Genomic DNA, 24,421 nt, shown 5'->3' on the forward strand with positions numbered 1-24,421 from the left:
ATAAAAGAAAATGCCAATAGGGTATCGGCATTTTCTTTTGCGTTTTATTTGTTAACTGTTAGTTGTCCTTGTTCAAGAATGCTGTTTTTCACAACAGATGTCTTTTTGCCTTTGATGTTCAGTAAGAAGCTTGGTGCAAACGTTGCCTGTTTGTCTGCATAGAAGCCTCTGTTTGTCATGTAGCTTGTAATCACGACATTGTTCCCTTTAGCTTGCGGTACGGCAAAGTGTGAGTAAGTAAAGGTCACATCGTTAGGATCTAGATCCATTTTCAGTACAAGGCCGGTTTTGTTCAGCGGCTTGTACGGGCCTGTTAAGGAGTTAGAGACATAACCCAGCATGTAAATATCGTTAGACGTAATGCCGTCGATTGTCATTTTTGATCCTCTAGAGTCAGTGAACAGATACCATTTGCCGTTCATTTTGAAGACATTCGCACGTTCGATTTCGTCAGTTACTGTGTTAGATGTGATCAGCGGCTTCATGACTTTCTTCAGTGTGTAGTCATCGTTAAGCTCAATCATGCCAAGTGCGCCGTTAGCTAATTCTGCAGTGCGTTTTTTATCGCTTTGCAGAAGTTTTTGACTTTCTTGACGGAAGAATGATGAGCTTTTGCCATAATAAGCTTTGTTAAATAAAGATTCTTCGCCTTGGTAGCCGTCTTCAGTTCCTGTGTTCGCTTCAAATACCAGGTATTTGCGGCCATGATCTTCCACATAGTGAGGGTCTCTCAGCGTATGGTTATCGCCTGAACTATAGTTGCCCTCATCAATGAATTGCTGAACATTTTGATATGTTTTTCCGTCGCCGTCAAAAATGGACTTGTGATCTTCTACACCGTTAATCGTAAGAGAACTGTCTGAAGTTGACACGTTAACCTGTGCAGTTGTCAGTGTTTGTTTGCCGTAATGTTTACCGGAAAAGTCAGTGTAGAATAAACGGATTTTGCCGTCAGATGTAAATGTAGCTGATCCTGACCATTCTTGTGTCTGATCTTTTAAGATGGGATCATTTGCATCAAACTTGTCACTGTCTTTAAAGACACGGCCTGCGTTCTTCCAGCTGTCAATGGAAGTCTCGCCAACTTTTTGATAGAACATGTAAATCGATGTGTCATCCGCGTTTTTAGGGTCTCCTGCTAATGCAAAGACAACATGATAGCCATGATAGTTTGCGACTGTGCCGTCAGCGTTTTGTAATGGCCAGCTGTCCCACACGTCCAAACCTTTTGCGGAAGAGATGTTTTTAATCTTCGATTGGTCAAATTCAGGCACCTGATATTTTTCATTCTTTTGCTGTTCAGGGATTTGCAGCATGTCGTGGCGGGTAATATGGGAAATGCCGTACGTTTCTTTATACGGTTTGTGATCTGCTTCTTTCGCAAACGCTTGAGTCGCGCCTCCTGCCAGCAGTGCGGTTGTAAAGGTTAATACTGTTGCTTGTTTGGCAAACTTTTTGATGTTCATCGTTCATGTCTCCTTTTTTATGTACTGTGTTAGCGGTCTGCTTTCTTCCAGCCCTCCTGTTGATAATGGCAAGTCGGTTACGTGCAATAAAAAAAGACCTAAAATATGTAAAGGGGTGACGTCAAAGAATACACTTTGCCCTTAACACATTTTAGGTCTTGCCTGCTTTATCAGTAACAAACCTGCGTAATTTACTTTTCGACATTATTCTATTAGACACTGATTCTTATTTCAACGGGTCTATTTTCCTCTTTTGTTTGATAGAAAATGAAGAAAAAGAATTTAAGAGTACAGGTCTTATGGACTAATCCGGCTGATTATTTCTTTGCATCTTCTACAGGTTATAAAAAGCTTTCGCATGGGCATAAAGTTCCTTTTTATCAGGCCTATCCGAACAACACAAAAGTGATAAAGAAATGTAAATTCATAAATCATTCACAATATGTGACAGTATAAATAAAGCCATTTTAGCTTCATAAGAGAAGGAATGATAATAAAAAAGATTTTAAACGGAGGTCCTATTTCTTCTAGTATATAAGTATTGACTTATATAATCAGTGAATTATACAATGAACGCGGAAGGGAGCTGATGCTTTCATGAAGCATGACTTGACATCTGCTGAAATCAGTCACTGCCTGAAGCTTCTTCATGATCAAACCAGGCTTTTGATCATGAAGCTGCTGGAGGAAAAAACATACTGTGTCTGCCAGTTTGTCGATATGTTTGACATGAGCCAGCCAGCTATCAGCCAGCATTTACGGAAGCTGAAACAGGCCGGATTTGTGAAAGAAGAGAAAAAGGGACAATGGCGGTTTTATTCAATTAATTCGGCTTGTCCTGAATATGGATTGATTCAATCGATTCTCGGTCACATCAGCTCAGATGATGACGTGTTGCAGTCTATTCAGAAAAAAGAAACTCAAGTTTCTTGTAAGTAGGAGGTTCTCGTTTGAGTTCAGCAGTTTTAGCAGCAAGTATCTTTATCCTTACACTTATTTTTGTTATTTGGCAGCCGAAAAATCTGTCTATTGGCTGGTCAGCCTGCGGGGGAGCGGTTTTGGCTTTGCTTGCGGGGGTTGTGAGCGTAAAGGATGTGGCGGACGTTACCGGCATTGTATGGAATGCGACTCTGGCGTTTGTGGCGATCATTCTCATCTCGCTCATTTTAGACCACATTGGCTTTTTCGAATGGGCTGCTTTGCATATGGCGAAGGCGGCCAAAGGCAGCGGTCTTCGTATGTTTATTTATATTTCCGTTTTAGGCGCCGTCGTGGCGGCGTTTTTTGCCAATGACGGTGCGGCGCTTATTTTAACGCCGATTGTGCTTGCGATGGTGCGGGCTTTGCGTTTTGAAGAAAAGCTGGTGTTCCCGTTTATTATCGCGAGCGGGTTTATCGCTGATACAACATCGCTTCCGCTTGTGGTCAGCAATTTGGTGAATATCGTGTCGGCCGATTTCTTTCACGTTGGGTTCATTGAATATGCGGCACGGATGATTGTCCCGAATCTCTTTTCGCTTGCGGCAAGTATACTCGTCTTATACTTATTTTTCAGAAAAGGGATTCCGAAACATTATGATCTCAGTCAGGTGAAGAAACCGGCTGACGCCATTAAAGATATAAACATGTTTCGTATGTCATGGCTTGTGCTGGCCATGTTATTAATCGGTTATTTTGTAAGCGAAATATGGTCCATCCCCGTATCCTTTATCGCCGGTGCGGTGGCTGTTTTCTTTCTTCTTATGGCGAAGAACAGCCCGGCCGTTCATACGAAGCAGGTGGTCAAAGGAGCACCGTGGGCGATTGTGTTTTTTTCCATTGGGATGTATGTCGTCGTGTACGGGTTAAGAAACGCGGGCTTAACAGACCTTTTGTCCAGCCTTATACAGGCAGCCGCAGACCAGGGGCTGTTGGCGGGAACCATGGGAATGGGCTTTATCGCGGCTGTTTTATCATCGGTAATGAATAACATGCCGACCGTCATGATTGACGCTATTGCGATAGCCGGTACGGATACACATGGAATGATGAAAGAAGCCTTAATTTATGCAAATGTCATCGGTTCTGATCTGGGGCCGAAAATCACGCCGATTGGGTCGCTGGCGACGCTGTTATGGCTTCATGTTCTCGCGCAAAAAGGAGTGAAAATCTCTTGGGGGACATACGTGAAAACAGGGGTGATTCTGACTGTTCCGACCCTGCTGATGACGCTTTTCGGCCTGTATATCTGGTTATTGATCATTCACTAAAACATCTGGGAGATGAACAAACATGTCTAAAAAAACCATCTACTTTTTATGCACGGGCAACTCCTGCCGCAGCCAAATGGCTGAAGGCTGGGCGAAACAATATCTAGAAGATGAATGGAATGTATACAGCGCGGGAATCGAAGCGCACGGGCTCAATCCGAATGCTGTAAAAGCGATGAAGGAAGCGGGGATCGACATCTCCGGCCAAACATCAGATATCATCGATCCGGCTATATTAAACAGTGCTGATCTTGTCGTGACGCTTTGCGGAGACGCGGCTGATAAATGCCCGATGACGCCGCCTCACGTCAAGCGCGAGCACTGGGGCTTTGATGACCCTGCAAAAGCGGAGGGGTCGGAAGCGGAAAAATGGGCGTTCTTTCAGCGAGTTCGTGACGAAATCGGCGAGCGGCTCAAGCGCTTTGCGGAAACAGGTAAATAAGCTGGAAAAGCCGGGAGGATGGTCTCCCGGCTTTTTTGTGGCTCTCATCGCGGTGATGATGCTGGCTGTACCCGCAGATAACAGGGGATACCAAACGATATTGCCATTGGTCATTCTCGTAATCGCAATTAAAAATGTGGATTGATCTTATATCTTTTTTATAGTTCTTGTAGTAGAAGCAGTAATCCGTTTTGGAACTAGCAGCTTTCATTTTTGTTTTTGAGTTTAGTCGGGCAGATACCGTTTCAAAGCCTGTAACGATCAATATAATAATGTATTGCGAAAGCAAACAAATGATAGAAGCGAAAGAAAACGTATAAGGAGGAATAAGTCAATGCCGCCACGGCCAACGAAATGGATTAAGAGAAACGATCGACCGGAACCTCTTTTATCACCAAGTGTCATGCAAGGCAGAAATGGAAATACCCCATCCACTCAACAAAACCAGCTCTTCGCACCAATTACATCAGATACGAACCAGCCTATTTCTGCTTTCAGAGCCACCAGCAATGCGAATCTGTCAGTGGCTGCAAATGCAGCTAGCGGAGTCCGATTTCAAAATGTACAATTTGATTTGGCGAATGAATATAACCCCAACACATCTACATTTTCACCGAGAACAGCAGGCGTATATTCTTTAAATGCATCAGTTGAGTTTCAAACGAATGCGATTGTTGACTTCAACTTAGAAGTCGTATTTCTCGTGAATCAAGATGTGGTAGGCGGAAATAGCCAATTTCAAGCAGGAAATCTTCCGGCAGTCGTAGCCATTACGGAAATTCTTCAGTTAAACGCCGGAGATACGGTGACAGTCGCAATGAGAAGTACTGCCGCCGGATTCATTCAAGCGACTCCGAGAACCCGTTTTGCAGCCGCCAGAGTTCCTTCTCCGACTGCGTAAAAAGGAGATTTTGATTCAATGTAAATCTAAAGTTGATTTTTCCTGCTAGAGGATTGATCAGCTTTTTTTATATTTTTAAAATAATTGAAACATTAACAGCTCAGTATCGTACGAAAAAGGGGAGGTGGAGCAATGAAGCAGAAGAAAAGGAAGGAACTTAAGACTTTATTTGAAACATTAGGTGAAAGAAAACATTTCAACGGGGCGGTTTTAGCCGCAGAGGATGGCGACATATTATATCATCACGCTTTCGGTTATGCGGATTTGCCGGGAAAACGGCTTTTGCAAGAAAACTCTTTGTTTGAGCTGGCATCACTATCAAAGCCTTTTACAGCGATGGCAGTTGTTCTATTGGAGGAGAAAGGGATGCTTGGTTATGAGGATACGGTGGAGCGCTGGATTCCCGGATTTCCTTATGAAGGCGTTACGATTCGGCACTTATTGAACCATACATCCGGACTTCCCGATTATACGGAGTGGTTTCTCGCCAATTGGAATAAAAGCGAGATTGCAGTGAATCAGGATGTTGTGGATATGCTGATGAATGAGCAGCCGCCTTGCTATTTTGCTCCGAATGAAGGCTGGCTGTACAGCAATACGGGGTATGTGCTGCTGGCAGTTTTGATTGAGAAGGCATCGGGCATGAGCTATGCGGACTTTTTGAAACAACATATTTTCACCCCGGTCAGCATGGCGAACACGAGACTATATAACAGAAGGCTGCGTCCTGAGCAGATTGAAGGCTATGCGTATGGTTATGTGTATGATGTGCATTCCGGACAGTACGTTCTTCCTGATGATCTGGAGGAAACCAGCTATGTTGTGTATCTGGATGGAATACAGGGAGACGGTACAGTGAATTCTGTCACAAGCGATTTATTTCGGTTTGATCAGGCTTTATATCAGGACAAATTGATCAGCGAGGTTTCTAAGGAAGCCGCGTTTTCTCCTGTACAACTGAACAATGGGGAAACGGTTGACTACGGATTTGGCTGGGTGCTGCAAAACAGCCCTGAAAAAGGACGGATTGTCAGCCATAGCGGAGGCTGGCCCGGCTATTCGACGATGATGATCCGATATATAGACCATCGTAAAACGCTGATCTATTTGAGCAATATGGAACAGGATGCCGAATATGAACAAGCGATTCTGAAGGCGGCGGAGAATATTTTATTTGACCAGCCATATGAAATCCCGGAACGTCCTGCTGATAAAAAGAAAAAAGACATTGATACAGCGATTTACAGCCGCTATGTTGGCAGCTACTCCATTCATGATGGGACAGCTGCGACGGTGACAGCCGAGAACGAGCGGCTTTATCTGCAAATTACCGGACAGATGAGGTTTGAATTATTTCCTTCCTCGGAAACCCGTTTCTTTATGCAATCATTGCCTGTTGAAGTTGAATTTATGTTAGGGGATGGTGCTGCGAAGAGCTTTATCATTTATCAGGACGGAACAGAGGAAGAAGCGGTCCGGACGGATAGAAAGGAATGAATTTGATGATTGGCATATTAGCTGGAATGGGGCCAAAATCGACCTCTCCGTTTTTAAATAAGGTCATTGATTACTGTCAGAAGCTGTATGGCGCTTCACATGATATCGACTACCCGCAGATGATGATTTATTCCTGTCCGACACCCTTTTATGTCGATCGTCCAATCGATCATGATGAAATGAAAAAAGCGATTATTGATGGGGCCGTCAAGCTGGAGAAGACCGGTGCGGACTTTATTTCTCTTCCTTGTAATACGGCGCATGCCTATTTTGAAGACATCCAGCAGGCATTGTCGATTCCTTTGTTACATATCATTGAGGAAACGATGAAGGAGCTTCCGGATTCAGCACAAAAAGTGGCTGTTTTAGGAACAGATTCAACCATACAATCCTGTATTTATCAAAAAGGGTTGAAGGCGGGCGGACATGAGTTTATTCATGAGAAACATTGGCAGCGGGAAGTCAATCAGCTCATCGCCGCGATCAAACAGCCGAATCATGTTCACAAGACTCAAGACATATGGCGGGAGCTATATTTGGAAATCAGTAAAAGAGCGGATCTCATCATTTCGGCTTGCACAGATTTGAACACGGTGTTAGATCATTTTCACGGTGATATCCCGATTATAGATTCCTCTGATTGTCTCGCAAAAAGCACGGTCAGCACGTATCTTGCTTATCAAAACGAACCATTCAACAAGGGCTGTATGTAATCGGCTCTTGTTTTTTTGTGTTCTTATCGTTTGACAGCCTCATGCAATGTTGTTAAAGTAAACATGTAAATAGTTACATGATCTCTTTTGGAGGTCAGGTGGTGCTTATGAAGAATCCAGTTTTAAAGAAATTCGTCTCTCTAGACATGAAGGTTGATCCTCCGATCACCATTGGTGAGACAGGCTTAGGGCTGAGACGTTGGATTCCGATTCGATCGGGAACAATAACCGGGGAAGTGAAGGACGTATTTTGCCGGGCGGAGCTGATTCGCAAATCATTCGCGCTGACGGCAGAACAGATTTATCTGCCAGATATGTCATAGAAACAGCAGATCATGAACTGATTTACATTGAAAACAATGGAATACGGCAAGTCAGCGAGCCGTTCCGAACCCAAGCAGCACCCGGTGAAATGATTGACACCGAGCATGTTTATTTCCGCACGGTGCCGACTTTTGAGACAGGCAGTGAAACCTATCGATGGCTGCATGACCGCTTGTTTATCGGTTCCGCAGAAAGAACCCCTGATTACGTTCGATTAGACATTTATGAAGTAGAGTAAAAGACTAAGGAGAGTGTGAAATATGGAAAACTTTATCGGAAGCCACATGATTTATACTTATGAAAACGGTTGGGAATACGAGATTTATATTAAAAATGACCATACAATTGATTATAGAATTCATAGCGGAATGGTTGCCGGACGCTGGGTTCGGGATCAGGAAGTGAACATTGTCAAACTGACAGAGGGCGTATATAAAGTGTCTTGGACAGAGCCGACAGGCACAGATGTTTCGTTAAACTTTATGCCGAATGAAAAACGCATGCACGGCATTATTTTCTTCCCGAAATGGGTGCATGAACATCCTGAAATTACGGTCTGCTATCAAAATGACCACATTGACCTGATGAAAGAATCACGCGAAAAATATGAAACCTATCCAAAATACGTAGTGCCTGAATTTGCGGAAATTACATTTCTGAAAAATGAGGGAGCCGATAATGAGGAAGTCATTTCTAAAGCGCCTTATGAAGGAATGACAGACGATATTCGCGCAGGAAAACTGTAAAAAAACAAAAACCCGGTAAAGAGAATGACTTCTCTTTACCGGGTTTTTTTTGCTGAGTATGTGGGCACCATCACAATTCCTGCGAAAAACAGTATGATTCCAATCCAGCGAATGGGCTGGTAATAAGCTGTGTCTCGCAAAAAAACGACTGCTGATAAAATGAAGATACATGCTGCCACAACGATGACGGCACCCATGCAGCCCGATTTCCCCATGTGATTCTCCTTATGAGTGTAATAGTTTTTTCCGCTTCTCACCATCAGGATCATGCTCAATAGAAAGTTCGCAATTCAAAATCAAGGTTTCTCGTTTGTTTTCAGTATAAGCCGGCCATTGTACATCCTCGCAGCTTGGATTTCCTGTTTTTGCGAAGGCAAGCCATGCTGATTGTATCGTGTGTGAGAGCTGTTTGACCTCATCCGTAATGTCTGCTTGTACCATTCGTTTCAGTCCGTTTAGATTGCCGAACACAAACGGCAGTTCCAGTGCGTGAAACGCTTTATTGTATGGCGGCTTGTCCGGATGCCAGTCGAATCGGTACATCCAGACAGGTGCGTAACGGGACTGGGCGGAGGCGCAGGCGACGGCCGGGCGCCAAAACAGCAAATCAGTCATGATATGAATTTGGCTTTCGAGAGAGCGCGGATACAGATCGGCCGCTTTCTTTGCCAGCGGCTGACCCAATAGATACTCAAGCGCTTCATCTATCGTTTCCTGAGAGTGAACTTCTGAATCCGGTGTGAAAAATAAATACCCTTCATCACGATTTGTTCCGACTAACAGCGGAATGCCGTCAGCAGCCCCTTGAGCAATGGCTTTCTCAGGCTCAGCAGGCAGTGTTTTCGGATCAAGTGCAGGCTGGAAGAACAGCTGAAAGATATTTTCATTTTCGGTTTTTCGCAGCTGATCGGCGGCTTTAAGCAAATCTTCCGCAGACACAGTATGCAGCCTGTCCAATTGGTGGCGGTCAATTCCAAGGATTCGTAAAAAAGCATGCGCGGTGCTGGCCGCTTTTTCTTCCGTCATGGTTCGGGAAGATCCGCTTTCCAGGATTGCTTTCTGGAACAGGCCTTTTGCAGCAGGCATGGCAAGCAGTGCGGCAATGCTCATACCGCCTGCTGATTCTCCAAACACCGTTACATTTCCCGGATCGCCGCCAAACGCAGAGATATTGTCCCTGACCCATTTCAGAGCCGCGGTTTGGTCAAGCAGTCCAAGGTTGTCGGAATACGCTTCATCAATGGAAGACAAATGTAAAAAGCCGAATGGCCCCAGCCGATAGTTCAGTGTGACGACAATGACATCCCCCTGAGCCGCCAGGTTTGAGCCGTCGTATAAAGGCTCACTGCCTGCGCCGAGATAAAATGCGCCGCCGTGAATCCACACCATGACAGGACGATTTTTGCCCGGAGTGTCAGGTGCAAATACATTTACATACAGGCAATCCTCAGACTGGCGGGGCAGTTCAGGGTATGAATATGACAGTAAATCAGGCGGCTGCGGGCAAACCGGGCCGTACGCAGTTGCGTCCAGTACGCCTTCCCAGGCTGCCGGCGGCTCAGGTGCTTTAAAGCGTAATTGTCCGACGGGCGGCTTTGCGTAGGGGATGCCTTTCCATATGTGGACACCGTTTTTTGAAATGCCTTTCACTGTGCCGTATTGCGTTTTGACCATTGATTCAGACATAGCGTTCTCTCCCTTTTTCCCCCATTATAAACAGATTTGTCCTGATGATGCGAACCTCAGCCCTTATCTGATATTCATTTTCCCATCGTTTTTAAAAAGGTTTTGACTTCTTGAACTGTCAGGCCGATTTCTCTCGCTTCCGCCATCAGCGCTTTCCACTCTTCTATATTCGATTCTGTCAGCTTTCGGTTTCGGTAGGAGGCGGTTTCAGGCTCCTCTTTCTTCAGCTTGTTCGTAAAAGTGAACAATTCTTCCTTTTCCATTCCAGCTTGAACAGCTTGCACAAGATGCACACGCCATTCATCCTCTCCGCCGCTGATTTTTTGATACATCATCGTTTCAGCGTCGAATAATTCTGTTAATTCAACATCCAGGGTTGCTGATACTTTTTTTAAAAATTGAACGGACGGATTCGTATGAACGCCTCTTTCAATCTTACTTAAATAGGATTTTGAAACGCCTGACTCGATAGCCAGCTGATTAATAGAATAGCCTTTTCTTTTGCGGTACAAACGGATAATTCTTCCAATCATAATATGAAATTCTCCTCTATTCCTGTCGTTATTTCGTTCATTATAAGGAATTATCCGTTCTTTATAAAATTTAAAATAATAAGGGAAGCGCAGTAAATAAGAGGAAAATCATGATATTGTTCTCTAAAGAGAACTTATTGGCTTATTTTGCAATTTTTAAATAATAAAGTTTTCTTTTATAATCCAATCATTAACAGAAAGGGGCTTGGGAAGCCAGCCGTGAGAAGGCTGAAGGCTATGAATATATGAATGAGAATATGAGTTTTAAAGAATTATACGCGATTGTCAGACATAGATTCGTGCTGATTCTGCTCATCACAATAGGCGTCACCTTTATTACAGGTGTTGTGCAATTTAAGGTTATTTCACCGACTTATCAGGCGTCGACTCAAGTGCTGATTCATGAATCAGACGGTGAAGAAAACTCGAATCTCAGTGACATCCAGCGAAATCTTCAGTACAGCAGCACGTTCCAATCCATTATAAAAAGCACGGCCTTGATGGAAGAGGTCAAGGCGGAATTGCATCTTTCTGAATCGGCTTCCTCGCTGAAAGGAAAAGTGATGACCAGCAGTGAAAATGAATCAGAAATTATCACCGTTGCTGTTCAGGATCACAATCCGGAGCGAGCGGCTAAGATTGCGAACACGTTAGTCAGCAAGTTTGAAAAAGAAGTAGATGAAAGAATGAATGTTCAAGGCGTACATATTCTATCAGAGGCGAAGGCTTCTGAAAGCTCGATGATCAAGCCGTCCCGAATGAGAAATATGGTCATGGCTTTTGGAGCGGCCGTGATGGGCGGCATTACACTGGCATTTTTTCTGCATTTTCTCGATGATACGTGCAAAAGCGCACGGCAGCTCAGCGAGAAAACCGGATTGCCCTGCTTAGGCTCCGTCCCTGATGTCAAAAAGAAACGGAATCGCAGGGTTGGATAATACATTTCGAGGAGTGAAGTGAGTGGTCTTTAGAAAAAAGAAAGCAAGGCGAGGTTTGGCTCAAATATCCGTTTTACATCATAAATCAATTGTTGCGGAACAATATCGCACCATTCGGACAAACATTGAGTTTTCATCCGTACAGACCAACTTGCGCTCCATTCTCGTCACCTCCTCTGTGCCTGGTGAAGGAAAATCGTTCAGTGCAGCGAATCTTGCGGCAGTCTTTGCGCAGCAGCAGGAAAAGAAAGTGCTGCTGGTGGACGCCGATTTAAGAAAACCGACAATTAACCAGACGTTTCAGGTTGAAAATCTGACCGGGCTGACAAATGTGCTGGTCGGCAATGCTTCTCTAAATGAAACGGTGCAAAAGACACCGATCGATAACTTATATGTGCTGACAAGCGGACCGACGCCGCCGAATCCGGCAGAACTGTTATCCTCGAAAGCAATGGGAGATTTGATATCAGATATCTATGACCAATTCAGTCTGGTGATCTTTGATTCTCCTCCGCTTTTAGCTGTCGCGGACGCTCAAATTTTAGCGAACCAGACAGATGGAAGCGTGCTCGTTGTCTTAAGCGGAAAAACAAAAACCGATACCGTCCTGAAAGCGAAGGACGCACTGGAGCAATCCAATGCAAAGCTGTTAGGCGCTCTCTTAAATAAAAAGAAAATGAAAAAATCTGAACACTATTCCTATTAATTTGTGCTTTTAGGTGATGTCTCCTTACCTGTATCAATGGAGGCACTCGGCTCCGCTGTGGGCAAGCTTGAACAGGCTGCCTTAGATGCTGGTCGTCGCTGGCGGGGCGTGAGGACGGGTTAAATGCCCACTTATTTGATATACATAGGAAATGTTATCGGTTTAGCTGCTGTCGTTTTTTAGATGACGAAAACCGCCGCAGCTAAACCGATAAAAGTATTAGGGGGGAAAAGGTTGAGTTACCGGAGAAGACTGTCAATGATTATCGCGCTGGATACTTATCTCGTTTTGAATTCAGTTATTGCAGGATATCAATTTTTAAAAGATTCTTATCAATTTTATGACTCCGGAGCATTATTGCTTACCGCTGTCAGCTTGCTCCTCAGCTATCATGTATGTGCTATCCTGTTCCGTCAGTATAAACAGGTCTGGACATACACCGGGCTCGGCGAACTGATCGCTCTGCTTAAGGTCATTACGATTTCAGCCGCTGTAACCGGCATCATTCAGTACGCTGTGTATCATACGATGTTTTTCCGGCTGTTAACGGCGTGCTGGGTGCTTCAGCTTCTGTTCATCGGGGGGACCCGCGTTTTATCGAGAATATTAAAAGAAAGCATCAGAAAAAAACGCAGCACGTCGGCCCGCGCACTGATTATCGGAGCGGGATCAGGCGGAACCCTGATGGTCAGGCAGCTGCTGCAGAAAGACGATCCTGACATTACACCTGTCGCTTTTATTGATGACGATCAAACGAAACATAAGCTGGAAATGATGGGGCTGCCCGTCATCGGCGGAAAAGAAAGTATCATGCCTGCGGTGCAAAAGCTCAAAATTAACTATATTATTATTGCGATTCCTTCTCTTCGTACCCATGAACTGCAGGTGCTATATAAAGAATGCGTGCGGACCGGGGTGAACATCAAAATCATGCCTCATTTTGATGAAATGCTGCTTGGAACGCGCACTGCCGGGCAAATCAGAGATGTAAAGGCTGAGGATTTACTCGGCAGAAAGCCGATAACCCTCGACACAAGCGAAATTTCAAACCGCATCAAAGAAAAAACAGTTCTCGTCACAGGAGCGGGCGGTTCAATCGGCTCGGAAATCTGCCGGCAAATCAGCGCGTTCCAGCCTAAGGAAATCGTTCTTCTCGGCCATGGGGAAAACAGCATTCATTCTATTTATTCTGAACTGAATGGACGATTCGGCAAACACATCGTGTTCCACACAGAAATTGCGGATGTGCAGGACCGCGACAAAATGTTTACCTTAATGAAAAAATACGAACCGCACGTCGTCTATCATGCGGCTGCCCATAAGCATGTGCCTTTAATGGAGCACAACCCCGAAGAGGCAGTCAAAAACAACATTATCGGAACAAAAAATGTGGCGGAAGCGGCAGATATGTGCGGGACAGAGACATTTGTGCTCATTTCATCTGATAAAGCGGTGAACCCGGCCAATGTAATGGGGGCAACAAAACGCTTTGCTGAAATGATAATCATGAATCTGGGGAAATTCAGCAGAACAAAATTTGTCGCTGTCCGCTTTGGCAATGTGCTCGGCAGCCGAGGCAGCGTCATTCCGGTTTTTACGAAACAGATTGAAAAAGGCGGTCCCGTTACGGTGACACATCCGGCGATGACCCGTTATTTTATGACCATTCCCGAAGCGTCACGGCTTGTCATCCAAGCTGGAGCGCTGGCGAAAGGACGCCAAATTTTTGTTCTTGATATGGGCGAGCCCGTGAAGATTGTCGATCTCGCCAAAAACCTCATTCATTTATCTGGCTACACGACGGAGCAGATTCCGATTGAGTTCACAGGCATTCGCCCGGGTGAAAAAATGTATGAGGAGCTGCTGAACAAAAATGAAGTTCACGCCGAACAAGTTTTTCCGAAAATCCATATCGGCAAAGCGGTGGACGGCGACTGGCCATTGCTGATGCGCTTTATAGAAGATTTCAATCAGCTGCCGGAAGCCGAGCTCAGAGAGCGGCTGTTTGCGGCAATAGACACATCAAACGAAATGACGGCTGCCGGCGTTCGTTAGGGGGAGTGGAGATGACGAAAAAAATACTATTTTGTGCCACTGTCGATTATCACTTTAAAGCCTTTCATCTTCCTTACTTTAAATGGTTTAAACAATTGGGCTGGGAGGTTCATGTCGCTGCGAGCGGGCAGACGCGGCTGCCGTATGTCGATGAGAAATTCTCCATTCCGATTCGAAGGTCACCCTTTCATCCTCAGAACATTGCCGTTTACAGACAGCTGAAGAAAGTGATCGAAACCAACGAGTACGACATCGTCCATTGCCATACGCCGGTCGGCGGCGTTCTCGCCCGGCTTGCGTCACGGCATGCGAGACGAAACGGAACAAAGGTGCTCTACACCGCTCACGGATTTCATTTTTGCAGCGGAGCGCCGATGAAAAACTGGGTCCTTTATTATCCGGTTGAAAAATGGCTTTCTGCCTATACAGACTGCCTGATCACCATAAATGAAGAAGATTACACACGAGCGAAAGGGCTTCAAAGACCGGGCGGAATGACAGAAAAAATTCACGGCATCGGCGTTAATACAGACAGGTTCCGGCCAGTCAGCCTTGAAGAGCAGCATAGGTTGAGAGAAAAGCACGGCTTCCAAAAAGACGCCTTTATATTGATCTATCCGGCTGAACTGAACCTCAACAAAAATCAGAAGCTGTTAATTGAAGCTGCCGCACTGCTGAAAGATAAGATTCCTGAGCTTCGTCTTGTTTTTGCCGGAGAAGGAGCGATGGAACAAACGTATCGGGCCTTAGCTGAAAAGCTTGGAGCTTCCCGCAATGTTTGCTTTTACGGCTTTTGCCGCGATATTCACGAGCTGATTCAGCTTGCGGATGTATCTGTCGCCTCCAGCATCAGAGAAGGCCTCGGCATGAATGTGCTTGAGGGCATGGCGGCGGATAAGCCGGCGATTGCCACTGATAACCGCGGACACCGGGAAATCATCCGGGACGGAAAAAACGGGTTTCTCATCAAAATTGGCGACAGCGCTGCTTTTGCCGATCGGATTGAACAGCTCTACCTTGAGCCGGAACTGCGGAGAACACTCGGACAGGAAGGACGCCAAACGGCCTTGCGATTCTCGGAAGCGCGAACGGTAGAAGAAATGGCAGAAATTTATTCCGTGTACATGGATATGGATAAAAAGGAGAAAAGCGTATGAATTCAGGACCGAAAGTTTCTGTCATTATGGGCATTTATAATTGTGAACGCACTTTGGCGGAAAGCATTGAATCCATTCTCAGCCAATCCTATAAAAATTGGGAGCTGATTATGTGCGATGATGCGTCAACAGACGGCACGCTCCGTATTGCGAAGCAGTATGCCGCTCATTACAGCGACCGCATCAAGCTGATTCACAATCAAACAAACAAGCGGCTGGCCGCTTCGTTAAATCACTGTCTTTCTTATGCGACAGGCGAGTATATCGCCCGTCAGGACGGAGATGATCTGTCCTTTCCGCGCCGTCTGGAGAAGCAGGTTGCCTTTTTAGAAAAGCATCGGCACTACCAGGTGGTCGGCACCGGCATGCTAGTGTTTGATGAATTTGGCGTAAGGGGCACACGGATGCTGCCTTCTGTTCCTGAGCCGGCCATCATGGCGAAAGGGACGCCGTTTTGCCATGGGACAATCATGATGAGAGCCAGCGCTTACCGTACGCTGAAAGGCTATCGTTCGGTGCGGCGGACAAGACGAATGGAGGATATCGATTTGTGGCTCCGCTTTTTTGGAGAGGGCTTCCGAGGCTATAACCTCCAAGAAGCGCTGTATAAAGTAAGGGAAGACAGCGACGCATTCAAGAGGCGGTCTTTTACCTATTCAATCGACAACGCCATTCTTGTGTACCAGGCATGCAGACGCCTGAAGCTTCCTTTTTCCGCTTACATCTATATCGCAAAACCGCTCATTCGCGCGTTTATGCCTCCTGCTGTGATGAATCGTTACCATAAAAAAAGAGTGATGAATCAGAAGGAAGGGCTTGTGAAGCATGAATAACAGCCAGCAGCGCGTGCTCCATGTTCTCAGCGGCATGAACAGGGGCGGCGCGGAAACCATGGTCATGAATTTATATCGGAAAATGGATAGAAGTAAGGTGCAATTTGATTTTTTAACCTATCGAAATGATCCGTGCGCTTATGATGAAGAAATTTTATCGCTAGGCGGGCGGCTTTTTTATGTCCCGAGTATCGGACAAAGCAATCCCCTCACATTTTTGAAGAATGTAAGAAACACAATAAAAGAAAACGGGCCGTTCAGCGCGGTTCATGCGCACACAGATTTTCAAACCGGCTTTATCGCGCTTGCGGCAAGGCTAGCCGGGGTGCAGGTCAGAGTATGCCATTCCCATAACACCTCGTGGAAGACCGGCTTCAATTGGAAGGACCGCCTGCAGCTGATGGTGTTCAGACGTCTCATTTTGGCTTATGCGACTGAATTGTGCGCTTGCGGAGAGGATGCGGGCCGGTTTTTGTTCGGGCGATCAAATATGGAGCGGAAGCGTGTTCATCTGCTGCCGAACGGAATCGACCTTGATTTGTTCTCTCCCGCCGGGCAGGCGGCCGATGACGAAAAAAAAGCACGCGGCATAGCGTCTGACCGTCTGATCATTGGTCATGTGGCCCGGTTTCATGAAGTGAAAAATCACGCGTTTTTGCTGAAGCTTGCCGTTCACCTGAAAAAACGGGGAGTTCGCTTTCAGATGGTTCTCGCAGGAGACGGACCGCTGCGGGAGCAGATGGAGGAGGAAGCGCGGACGCTGAATCTGCTTTCAGATGTTCTCTTTTTAGGAACTGAAGAACACATTCATGAGCTCATGCGCACCTTTGATGTATTTGTCATGCCGTCGCTGTACGAAGGCTTGCCTGTTGTGCTTGTGGAAGCGCAGGCTTCAGGCCTTCCGTGCATTATTTCCGACACGATCACAGAAAAAGTCGACACGGGCCTCGGACTTGTGAAAAGGGTGAGTCTCTCTAAGTCGATGGACATTTGGGCTGAAACGATTGTAAGAGCGGCCGCCGCAGGCAGGCCGAAGCGGGAGCTCGTGAAAGATACCCTTTCGAAACTTGGCTACGATGCGCGGCGAAATGTGGGTGCATTGATGAATTTATATCAGATTAGCACTGAAAAAGGACAATAAAAATGATTGTGTATGTCGTCAATATGGGAATTGTATATATTTGGTCTTGGTTTGCTAAAATGTGCGGCGGCCGGGATGAGTCACTTGCGACCGGCTATCGTCCGAACAAGCTTCTCATTTGGATTCCGCTTGCTTCACTTGTGCTTGTTTCGGGCCTGCGTTACAGGGTCGGTACAGATTTTCAGACGTATACGCTGCTGTATCAAATGGCAGGAGACTATCAAAATATTTGGCAGATATTCGGTTTCGGCACGGCGAAAACGGCAACAGATCCGGGCTTTACCGCACTGCTATGGCTGATGAATTTTATCACGAAGGACCCGCAAATCATGTATGTGACCGTTGCGGCCGTGACCTATATCTTTATTATCAAGACGCTGGCAGACTACGGAAGACCGTTCGAGCTGAGTGTCTTTTTATTTTTAGGAACCTTTCATTATTACGCATCCTTTAACGGAATCAGACAATACATGGTGGCAGCCGCTTTGTTTTGGGCGATTCGCTATATCATCAATGGAAACTGGAAGCGTTATTTTCTGATTGTGCTGGTCAGTTCGCTCTTTCACTCCTCGGCGCTGGTGATGATTCCGGTCTATTTTATTGTCAGAAGAAAAGCCTGGTCACCGGCAATATTCGGTCTCTCAGCTTTATTTCTCGGCATGACCTTTTTATATCAGAAATTTATTTCGGTATTTGTCGTTGTCCTTGAAAACAGCTCATACAGCCATTATGAAAAGTGGCTGATGACAAATACAAACGGAATGAATGTGGTCAAAATCGCTGTTTTGGTCCTGCCGCTGTTTTTGGCCTTTTGTTACAGGGAGCGCCTCCGAAAGCTGTGGCCGCAAATCGATATTGTCGTCAATTTGTGCCTTCTCGGGTTTTTATTCGGGCTCTTGGCCACAAAGGACGTGATCTTTGCCAGGTTTAATATTTACTTCGGACTGTATCAAATGATCCTAGTCCCTTATTTTGTCAGGATATTTGATGAGAAATCGAATGCGTTGATCTATATCGCCATTGTGGTTTGTTATTTTTTATACAGTTATTTGCTTATGCCGGTTGATTCTTCCGTTCTGCCGTACAGAACGATTTTTTCCCGGTAATTTATGCAAGAGGAGCCGGTCATTATGGAAACACCTGCGGTTAGTCTGTTAGTCGCTGTTTATAATACAGAAACCTATATCAGAAACTGCCTTGAATCTTTAAAGAACCAGACATTGGACAATATTGAAATCATCATCGTCAATGACGGTTCGGCAGACGCCAGCCCGGACATCGCTGAGGAATATGCAGAAAAGGATAAACGATTCAGAGTCATTCACCAGGAAAACCAAGGGCTCGGTGCGGTCCGGAACAAAGGGATCGAAGCGGCCCGCGGCGAATTTGTGGCTTTTATTGATTCAGACGATTGGATCGAGCCTGATTATTGCTTGCAAATGGTTCAGGCAGCTTCGGAGGGAACCGATCTGGTCATTTGCAACTATGCCGCGGAGTTTGAGGATACTGAAAAAACAGTTGTCTCAGACATTGCGGAAACCTATCAGGATCAGCCGAAGGAGTCCTATATCAAGGCGTTATTCGAAGGGAAGGTCAGGGGATTTTCATGGAATAAACTGTACCGAAGAAGCATGATTGACGCACACCGGCTTTCGTTCCCGCTCAGAGGTGAGCTGGAGCATGTCGAGGATCAGTTTTTCAGCTTCAGGGCACATTTTTTCGCCCGCTCGGTTTCCTATGTAAAAGCGCCTCTCTACCATTATCGAATTCACCTTTCCTCCATCGTGCAGGGTTATCAGAAAAAACTGTTTGAATCAGGACTAGCGCTGTATCAGGCGAACGCAGGGTTCTTACAGGAGAACAACAAGCTGGAGGAGTACCGAAAGGAGCTTGATTTCTTTATCGTTCTCCATGGGACCATCTGTCTCTTGAACGAATGGAAAACAAGCGCCAGCCGGCGTCTTTTGGAAAGGCTCAAAACGGTCGGCGTGATTTGCGCTGATCCGGTGTTTCAAGTCAGTCTGTCGAAAACGGGGACAGCGCCTTTTGACGCAAAACGGTCATGCCTGCTGCTGATGGCGAAATACAGAATGATTCCGCTCGTTGCCATGGCGTCCGCCGCGTATCAGCGAGTGATCGAGTACAAAATGAAAATCAGAGGGTGAAGACATGTCGTTACATTCATTGAAAATCAATCTTGCAGAATGGCTGCTGCTAAAGGTCAAGTACCCGTCCCAATTTTGGCTGGGTGCGGCCGATCAGCCGGTAAAAGCTGCCGCACATAAGAAGAAAATCATACTGACCCTGCTGCCTTCCCATGACAATTTGGGGGATCATGCTATTGCTTATGCCAGCAAAGTGTTTCTTGAGCAGGAATACTCCGATTTTGAAATCATTGAGGTCGATATGAAGGACATATACAAATCAGCAAAAGCGCTGATTCGCTCCCGCCACCCGGAAGATATGGTCTTTATCATCGGCGGCGGAAACATGGGGGATTTATACCGGTATGAAGAGTGGACGCGCCGCTTTATCATTAAAACGTTTCATGATTATCAAATCGTCCAGCTACCGGCAACCGTTCATTTTTCTGATACGAAAAAGGGACGAAAAGAGCTGAAACGGGCGCAGAAAATTTATAACGCGCACCCCGGTTTATTGCTGATGGCGCGTGATGAAACTACGTATCAATTTATGAAGCGGCATTTTAAAGAAAAAAAGATCCTGAAGCAGCCTGATATGGTGCTGTATTTAGATAGAAGCAGCACCCCTGCGGAACGCGAAGGGGTGTATATGTGTTTGCGCGAGGATCAGGAAAGCGTGCTTCAGGAGGATCAGAGAAACCGCGTGAAGACCGCTCTTTTTAATGAATTTGGCGAGATCAAAGCTTTTACGACAACGATCGGGCGCCGGGTCAGCCGCGGTACACGGGAACAGGAGCTGGAAGCGCTTTGGTCTAAGCTGCAAAGTGCTGAAGCCGTTGTCACAGACAGGCTGCACGGCATGATTTTTTGTGCGCTGACAGGAACGCCGTGTGTAGTGATCCGGTCTTTTGATCACAAAGTAATGGAAGGCTACCAATGGCTGAAAGATATTCCATCCATGAAGCTGATTGAACAGCCGGAGCCGGAAATTGTGACAGCCGCAGTGAAAGAGCTGCTGACAAAAGAAACAAACCGTGCCGGCTTTCCGCGGGAGATGTATTTTAAAGGGCTGCGGGATAAAATCAGCGGTGAAGCACAATGACACCGCTCGTCAGCATTATTGTCCCGATGTATAACGTTGAACCATTCATTGAAGAATGCATCAATTCACTGCTTGCCCAAACGCTGTCCGATATAGAAATCATCCTTGTTAATGATGGAACACCCGATCGATCTGGTGAGATGGCAGCGGCATACGCGAAACGGGATGCAAGAGTTCAAGTCATTCATAAAAAAAATGGCGGCTTGAGTTCGGCTCGAAACGCGGGAATCAAAGCGGCGCGCGGCACGTATATCGGGTTTGTAGACGGAGACGATTATGTCTCTCCCGCCATGTTTCAAAGGCTTGCAGAAGAAGCGGAGCAGCACCGGCTCGATATCGCTGGCTGCGGATTTTATAAACAGTCCGAAGACAGGCGGGTATACGTGCCGCCGCAGCTCGAAACAGGCCGTATGCTGACAAAAGCGGATATAGCTGAACAGCTCCAACGTGCCCACGAAACGAGATTTATCTGGTATGTATGGCGATATGTGTATCGCCGTGAGCTTTTGGAGAGGGCGAACCTGTGGTTTGATGAAGACATCCGTTTTGCTGAAGATTCACCCTTTAATTTATCTGCTTTTTATGAAGCCGAGCGGGTAAAAATGCTGGATGAAGGCTTGTACATATACCGTGAAAATCCGAACAGCCTGACGGAACTCCCTTATAAGCCTGCGATGGATGAAAATATCCAAAAACAATATCAAGCCAAACTCGCATTCTACAATCAGTGCGGCTTAGCGGATGTGTGCAAAGAGGATTTAGATGTGTACATTTGCAAGCACCAGCTTCCGATGCTTCTGGCAAACGCCTGTGCCTCATCGCAGCCGCCGAAAGACATCAAAAAACAGATCAGACAGATTTTATCCTATGACATGGTTCGGCAGGCTGTCAGACACACACCGTTCCAGCATGAGAAATTAGGCAGAGGCGAGCGATTGGTCTTAGGACTGTGCAAATGGCGGCTGATCTTTCTCATCAAGCTGTTTTTTGAGACACGCGGAACCATGAAAGGCAGTGCGAAGCAGGCATGAAATTCACCATTAACTTCAGCGCCAATCTCACAGCTTTTCTTCTGTCCGTATTCCTGTCTGTCTGGATGACGCCTTTTATTGTCAAAACGCTCGGTGTCGAGGCTTTTGGCTTTGTGAATTTAACGCAAAATGTGATTAATTATTTTTCCATTATCACGGTGGCGCTCAGCTCCGTGGTTGTGCGTTTTTTTTCTGTCGCAGCCCACAGGGGAGAGCAGGAAAAAGCAAATGCGTATATCAGCAATTATTTGGCTGCATCTGTTTTGATTTCATTGCTGCTTCTGCTGCCTCTTGTGAGTGCGGCTTTTTTTATTGACCGCGTTATGAATGTCCCTCAGGATCTATTGGCTGATGTTCGGCTGTCGATTTTAATTGGGAGTCTGCTGTTTCTTTTAACATTTTTGATGGCGGGGTTTGGGGCGGCGCCGTTTTATGCCAACCGGCTGTATATCACCAGTTCGATTCAGGCGGTGCAAATGCTCATCCGCGTGCTGTGTGTGCTGGCGCTGTTTGCCTGCTTTACGCCAAAAATCTGGCAGATTCAGCTTGCCGCTTTAGCCGGTGCCGTCATAGCGTCTATTCTGTCTTTCTGCTTTTTCAGAAAACTGATTCCATGGTTTTCATTTAGGCTGAAAGACTTGTCATTCCGCATAAGCAAGGAACTGTTTCAGGCAGGAACCTGGAACTCAGTCAATCAGATCGGCGTGCTGCTTTTTTTGCAGATCGACCTATTAACCGCCAACTTGGTGCTGGGTGCATCTGAAGCGGGAAAATACGCGGCGATTATCCAGTTTCCGCTGCTGCTGCGCAGTTTGGCAGGAACAGTCGCATCTCTATTTGCGCCTGTCATTACTTCTTATTATTCAAAAGGCGATATGGACGGCTTGGTCAAGTACGCCAATCAGGCAGTGAGACTGAACGGGCTTTTGCTTGCGCTTCCGGCTGCATTATTGGGAGGTTTGGCCGGGCCTTTTCTGACGATCTGGCTTGGACCGTCCTTTTCCTCTGTAGCGCCGCTTTTATATATTCACGCCGGATATTTGGCGGTCAGTCTTGCCTTTATGCCGCTGTTTTATATATGGACCGCCTTTAATCAACAAAAAACACCGGCGCTCGTCACCCTGCTGTTAGGCGCAGTGAATGTTGTGCTGGCGGTCACATTAAGCGGGCCGGCGCATCTGGGGCTTTACGGCATTACGCTGGCCGGGGCGATTTCGCTTGTGCTGAAAAATGTCATCTTTACGCCGCTTTATGTATCACGCATTACCGGCTACAAAAAGCATGTGTTCTTTACAGGCATGTTCGGTCCGGTCCTTGCCGCTTTATTTGCCTGGGCGGTTTGTGAGGCCATCCAGTTATGTATCACCATTGAAAGCTGGACATCACTGATTGCCGCAGGTGCAGCCGTCAGCTGCTGCTACGCGGTTTTCGCTTTTATGTTTGTTTGTACGAAAGAGGAACGACAGCTGGTGCTGAGACGGTTTAGAAAAACGAAAGGAGCTGTAAATATTTGATCCTGAAACGTCTTTTTGATCTGACGGCCGCTATTTTTTTATTGTGCTGCACGGGTGTCATTATTCTATTCACTATCGCCGTAGTCAGGCTGAAAATAGGATCGCCTGTCTTTTTTAAACAAGTACGGCCCGGCCTGCATGGGAAGCCGTTCACCCTTTATAAATTCAGAACGATGACGGACGAACGGGACAGTGAGGGAAACCTGCTGCCGGATGCAGTCAGGCTTACGAAAACAGGCAGGCTGATCAGAAAGCTGAGCATTGATGAGCTGCCGCAGCTTCTGAATGTTTTGAAGGGGGACCTCAGCCTCGTCGGTCCCCGGCCGCTGCTGATGGACTATCTGCCGCTTTATACGAAACAGCAGGCACGGCGCCATGAGGTAAAACCCGGGATTACAGGCTGGGCGCAGGTCAACGGCAGAAACACGATTTCCTGGGAAAAGAAATTTGAACTGGATGTTTGGTACGTTGACAACCGTTCATTCTTGCTCGATTTGAAAATTTTATGTCTGACGGTACGCAAAGTTCTTGTTTCAGAAGGTATTCAGCAAACCAATCATGTGACCGCAGAACGCTTCACAGGAAGCGGAGATGTGTCCTCATGAGAAACGTGGCCATTGTGGGAGACGGCGGTCACGGAAAGGTGATCAGAGAACTCATAAGCGCCCGTTCAGACACGCGCTTAGCTGCGGTGCTGGACGATAAATTCAGCACATTTGCTGCCAGGAAAGAGCTGTACACAGGCCCCCCGGCAGCAATTCCTGAATTGCGCAGGCTGATCCCTGACGTCATGTTTGTGATTGCAATTGGAAACAACAGCGTCAGAAAACAGCTGGCGGAGCGGCTGGGGTTATACAAAGAAGATCTCATCACATTAATCCACCCGTCAGCCATCATCAGCAAATCGGCTGTCATCGGGGAAGGAACGGTTATTATGGCCGGTGCGATTATTCAGGCGGATGTTCAGATCGGCGCCCATTGTATCATCAATACGGGCGCGATTGCAGAGCACGACAATCAGATCGGCGATTTCGTACATCTTTCTCCGCGCGCCACGCTTTCTGGTGGTATTGCGGTTCAAGAAGGGGCTCATGTGGGCACCGGGGCCTCCGTCATTCCGCAGGTTACTATCGGCTCTTGGAGCATTGTCGGCGCAGGTTCCGCGGTGATCCGCTCCATCCCTGACGGGGTAACGGCAGCCGGCACCCCGGCGCGCGTGATTTCCTCTATTCAAACCTAAAGC

24 protein-coding genes and 2 pseudogenes are annotated in these 24,421 nt (G+C 46.5%); 22 read left to right on the forward strand and 4 right to left on the reverse strand.

Translation table 11 applies throughout. The features are described from left to right. Positions 1 to 44 precede the first annotated feature (44 nt). On the reverse strand, positions 45 to 1,466 hold the full coding sequence (gene sacB / locus MTN95_RS13985) for a levansucrase (protein WP_024122947.1): 1,422 nt from the start codon (positions 1,464 to 1,466) through the stop codon (positions 45 to 47). A 597-nt stretch (positions 1,467 to 2,063) separates the two neighbouring features. On the opposite strand from sacB, the gene MTN95_RS13990 reads away from it, so the two are divergent. The 9 genes and pseudogenes from MTN95_RS13990 to padC all read left to right on the forward strand — a co-directional run bounded on the left by MTN95_RS13990 (position 2,064) and on the right by padC (position 8,338). Then, entirely contained in the window at positions 2,064 to 2,405 is a 342-nt protein-coding gene (locus MTN95_RS13990) for an ArsR/SmtB family transcription factor (protein WP_227598856.1), read from the forward strand. 11 nt (positions 2,406 to 2,416) lie between these two features. After that, positions 2,417 to 3,715 (forward strand): arsenic transporter, encoded by a 1,299-nt coding sequence (locus MTN95_RS13995; protein WP_248338590.1) that lies wholly within the window; start codon positions 2,417 to 2,419, stop codon positions 3,713 to 3,715. Positions 3,716 to 3,737: 22 nt separating this feature from the next. Next, positions 3,738 to 4,157 (forward strand): arsenate reductase (thioredoxin), encoded by a 420-nt coding sequence (gene arsC / locus MTN95_RS14000; RefSeq protein ID WP_105953968.1) that lies wholly within the window; start codon positions 3,738 to 3,740, stop codon positions 4,155 to 4,157. Next, the gene (locus MTN95_RS14005) at positions 4,138 to 4,302 is read left to right on the forward strand and encodes a hypothetical protein (protein WP_202852948.1); all 165 of its coding nucleotides are present in this window, start codon (positions 4,138 to 4,140) and stop codon (positions 4,300 to 4,302) included. The genes arsC and MTN95_RS14005 overlap by 20 nt, the downstream gene beginning before the upstream one ends. 189 nt (positions 4,303 to 4,491) lie before the next feature. Continuing rightward, positions 4,492 to 5,058, forward strand: a complete 567-nt coding sequence (locus MTN95_RS14010) for a C1q-like domain-containing protein (RefSeq protein WP_105953967.1) — start codon at positions 4,492 to 4,494, stop codon at positions 5,056 to 5,058. Between the two features lie 132 nt (positions 5,059 to 5,190). Beyond that, positions 5,191 to 6,555: a serine hydrolase gene (locus MTN95_RS14015; RefSeq protein ID WP_248338592.1), complete on the forward strand. Its 1,365-nt coding sequence runs from the start codon at positions 5,191 to 5,193 to the stop codon at positions 6,553 to 6,555. Positions 6,556 to 6,560: 5 nt separating this feature from the next. Then, positions 6,561 to 7,268 carry an aspartate/glutamate racemase family protein gene (locus MTN95_RS14020; protein WP_248338595.1) on the forward strand — a complete coding sequence of 236 codons (708 nt, stop codon included), beginning with the start codon at positions 6,561 to 6,563 and terminating at the stop codon, positions 7,266 to 7,268. Between the two features lie 107 nt (positions 7,269 to 7,375). Then, positions 7,376 to 7,830 (forward strand): annotated as a pseudogene (locus MTN95_RS14025) (DUF3237 domain-containing protein). Positions 7,831 to 7,852: 22 nt separating this feature from the next. Further along, on the forward strand, positions 7,853 to 8,338 hold the full coding sequence (gene padC / locus MTN95_RS14030; RefSeq protein WP_003235304.1) for a phenolic acid decarboxylase: 486 nt from the start codon (positions 7,853 to 7,855) through the stop codon (positions 8,336 to 8,338). A gap of 28 nt (positions 8,339 to 8,366) precedes the next feature. Here padC and MTN95_RS14035 read toward each other — a convergent pair. The 3 genes and pseudogenes from MTN95_RS14035 to slrR form a co-directional block, all read right to left on the reverse strand. Then, positions 8,367 to 8,553: pseudogene (locus MTN95_RS14035) on the reverse strand (hypothetical protein); the annotation flags it as partial. A 10-nt stretch (positions 8,554 to 8,563) separates the two neighbouring features. Further along, entirely contained in the window at positions 8,564 to 10,024 is a 1,461-nt protein-coding gene (pnbA, locus tag MTN95_RS14040) for a para-nitrobenzyl esterase (RefSeq protein WP_248338597.1), read from the reverse strand. Between the two features lie 74 nt (positions 10,025 to 10,098). Beyond that, a complete protein-coding gene (gene slrR / locus MTN95_RS14045; RefSeq protein ID WP_105953962.1) occupies positions 10,099 to 10,557 on the reverse strand; it encodes an HTH-type transcriptional regulator SlrR in 459 nt (152 codons plus the stop codon). Positions 10,558 to 10,802: 245 nt separating this feature from the next. Between slrR and MTN95_RS14050 the strand changes: the two genes are divergently transcribed. The 13 genes from MTN95_RS14050 (at position 10,803) to MTN95_RS14110 (ending at position 24,418) form a co-directional block, all read left to right on the forward strand. Beyond that, positions 10,803 to 11,495 (forward strand): YveK family protein, encoded by a 693-nt coding sequence (locus MTN95_RS14050; RefSeq protein ID WP_105953961.1) that lies wholly within the window; start codon positions 10,803 to 10,805, stop codon positions 11,493 to 11,495. A 22-nt stretch (positions 11,496 to 11,517) separates the two neighbouring features. Beyond that, positions 11,518 to 12,201: a protein tyrosine kinase EpsB gene (epsB, locus tag MTN95_RS14055; RefSeq protein ID WP_024122936.1), complete on the forward strand. Its 684-nt coding sequence runs from the start codon at positions 11,518 to 11,520 to the stop codon at positions 12,199 to 12,201. 234 nt (positions 12,202 to 12,435) lie between these two features. Then, complete coding sequence (locus MTN95_RS14060) at positions 12,436 to 14,256, forward strand: polysaccharide biosynthesis protein (RefSeq protein WP_248338599.1); 1,821 nt, start codon at positions 12,436 to 12,438, stop codon at positions 14,254 to 14,256. Positions 14,257 to 14,267: 11 nt separating this feature from the next. After that, positions 14,268 to 15,413, forward strand: coding sequence for a glycosyltransferase family 4 protein (locus MTN95_RS14065; protein ID WP_248338601.1), 1,146 nt, complete (start codon positions 14,268 to 14,270; stop codon positions 15,411 to 15,413). Further along, a complete protein-coding gene (gene epsE, locus MTN95_RS14070; protein ID WP_024122933.1) occupies positions 15,410 to 16,246 on the forward strand; it encodes a glycosyltransferase EpsE in 837 nt (278 codons plus the stop codon). The genes MTN95_RS14065 and epsE overlap by 4 nt, the downstream gene beginning before the upstream one ends. Then, positions 16,239 to 17,387, forward strand: a complete 1,149-nt coding sequence (locus MTN95_RS14075; RefSeq protein WP_248338603.1) for a glycosyltransferase family 1 protein — start codon at positions 16,239 to 16,241, stop codon at positions 17,385 to 17,387. The genes epsE and MTN95_RS14075 overlap by 8 nt, the downstream gene beginning before the upstream one ends. Before the next feature lie 2 nt (positions 17,388 to 17,389). Further along, positions 17,390 to 18,493, forward strand: a complete 1,104-nt coding sequence (epsG, locus tag MTN95_RS14080) for a biofilm exopolysaccharide biosynthesis protein EpsG (RefSeq protein ID WP_024122931.1) — start codon at positions 17,390 to 17,392, stop codon at positions 18,491 to 18,493. A gap of 24 nt (positions 18,494 to 18,517) precedes the next feature. After that, the gene (locus tag MTN95_RS14085; protein WP_248338605.1) at positions 18,518 to 19,552 is read left to right on the forward strand and encodes a glycosyltransferase family 2 protein; all 1,035 of its coding nucleotides are present in this window, start codon (positions 18,518 to 18,520) and stop codon (positions 19,550 to 19,552) included. Positions 19,553 to 19,556: 4 nt separating this feature from the next. Beyond that, positions 19,557 to 20,633 carry a polysaccharide pyruvyl transferase family protein gene (locus tag MTN95_RS14090; RefSeq protein ID WP_105953955.1) on the forward strand — a complete coding sequence of 359 codons (1,077 nt, stop codon included), beginning with the start codon at positions 19,557 to 19,559 and terminating at the stop codon, positions 20,631 to 20,633. Then, entirely contained in the window at positions 20,630 to 21,664 is a 1,035-nt protein-coding gene (locus MTN95_RS14095) for a glycosyltransferase (RefSeq protein ID WP_105953954.1), read from the forward strand. The genes MTN95_RS14090 and MTN95_RS14095 overlap by 4 nt, the downstream gene beginning before the upstream one ends. Then, entirely contained in the window at positions 21,661 to 23,178 is a 1,518-nt protein-coding gene (locus MTN95_RS14100; protein ID WP_229044006.1) for an MATE family efflux transporter, read from the forward strand. The genes MTN95_RS14095 and MTN95_RS14100 overlap by 4 nt, the downstream gene beginning before the upstream one ends. After that, positions 23,175 to 23,783: a sugar transferase gene (locus tag MTN95_RS14105; RefSeq protein WP_105953952.1), complete on the forward strand. Its 609-nt coding sequence runs from the start codon at positions 23,175 to 23,177 to the stop codon at positions 23,781 to 23,783. The genes MTN95_RS14100 and MTN95_RS14105 overlap by 4 nt, the downstream gene beginning before the upstream one ends. Next, on the forward strand, positions 23,780 to 24,418 hold the full coding sequence (locus MTN95_RS14110; protein WP_248338607.1) for an acetyltransferase: 639 nt from the start codon (positions 23,780 to 23,782) through the stop codon (positions 24,416 to 24,418). Before MTN95_RS14105 ends, MTN95_RS14110 begins: the two co-directional genes overlap by 4 nt. Positions 24,419 to 24,421 lie beyond the last annotated feature (3 nt).

It is taken from the genome of Bacillus sp. 2CMS4F, from assembly GCF_023161785.1.
GTDB classification, from domain to species: Bacteria; Bacillota; Bacilli; order Bacillales; family Bacillaceae; genus Bacillus; species Bacillus halotolerans.

What these genes read in the sequence shown, in the direction of transcription:
- sacB (WP_024122947.1), bottom strand. Translation starts at nt 1,466, where the DNA reads ATGAACATCAAAAAGTTTGCCAAACAAGCAACAGTATTAACCTTTACA.
- MTN95_RS13990 (WP_227598856.1), top strand. Translation starts at nt 2,064, where the DNA reads ATGAAGCATGACTTGACATCTGCTGAAATCAGTCACTGCCTGAAGCTT.
- arsC (WP_105953968.1), top strand. Translation starts at nt 3,738, where the DNA reads ATGTCTAAAAAAACCATCTACTTTTTATGCACGGGCAACTCCTGCCGC.
- MTN95_RS14010 (WP_105953967.1), top strand. Translation starts at nt 4,492, where the DNA reads ATGCCGCCACGGCCAACGAAATGGATTAAGAGAAACGATCGACCGGAA.
- MTN95_RS14015 (WP_248338592.1), top strand. Translation starts at nt 5,191, where the DNA reads ATGAAGCAGAAGAAAAGGAAGGAACTTAAGACTTTATTTGAAACATTA.
- MTN95_RS14020 (WP_248338595.1), top strand. Translation starts at nt 6,561, where the DNA reads ATGATTGGCATATTAGCTGGAATGGGGCCAAAATCGACCTCTCCGTTT.
- padC (WP_003235304.1), top strand. Translation starts at nt 7,853, where the DNA reads ATGGAAAACTTTATCGGAAGCCACATGATTTATACTTATGAAAACGGT.
- pnbA (WP_248338597.1), bottom strand. Translation starts at nt 10,024, where the DNA reads ATGTCTGAATCAATGGTCAAAACGCAATACGGCACAGTGAAAGGCATT.
- slrR (WP_105953962.1), bottom strand. Translation starts at nt 10,557, where the DNA reads ATGATTGGAAGAATTATCCGTTTGTACCGCAAAAGAAAAGGCTATTCT.
- MTN95_RS14050 (WP_105953961.1), top strand. Translation starts at nt 10,803, where the DNA reads ATGAATGAGAATATGAGTTTTAAAGAATTATACGCGATTGTCAGACAT.
- MTN95_RS14065 (WP_248338601.1), top strand. Translation starts at nt 14,268, where the DNA reads ATGACGAAAAAAATACTATTTTGTGCCACTGTCGATTATCACTTTAAA.
- epsE (WP_024122933.1), top strand. Translation starts at nt 15,410, where the DNA reads ATGAATTCAGGACCGAAAGTTTCTGTCATTATGGGCATTTATAATTGT.
- MTN95_RS14075 (WP_248338603.1), top strand. Translation starts at nt 16,239, where the DNA reads ATGAATAACAGCCAGCAGCGCGTGCTCCATGTTCTCAGCGGCATGAAC.
- epsG (WP_024122931.1), top strand. Translation starts at nt 17,390, where the DNA reads ATGATTGTGTATGTCGTCAATATGGGAATTGTATATATTTGGTCTTGG.
- MTN95_RS14085 (WP_248338605.1), top strand. Translation starts at nt 18,518, where the DNA reads ATGGAAACACCTGCGGTTAGTCTGTTAGTCGCTGTTTATAATACAGAA.
- MTN95_RS14090 (WP_105953955.1), top strand. Translation starts at nt 19,557, where the DNA reads ATGTCGTTACATTCATTGAAAATCAATCTTGCAGAATGGCTGCTGCTA.
- MTN95_RS14095 (WP_105953954.1), top strand. Translation starts at nt 20,630, where the DNA reads ATGACACCGCTCGTCAGCATTATTGTCCCGATGTATAACGTTGAACCA.
- MTN95_RS14100 (WP_229044006.1), top strand. Translation starts at nt 21,661, where the DNA reads ATGAAATTCACCATTAACTTCAGCGCCAATCTCACAGCTTTTCTTCTG.
- MTN95_RS14110 (WP_248338607.1), top strand. Translation starts at nt 23,780, where the DNA reads ATGAGAAACGTGGCCATTGTGGGAGACGGCGGTCACGGAAAGGTGATC.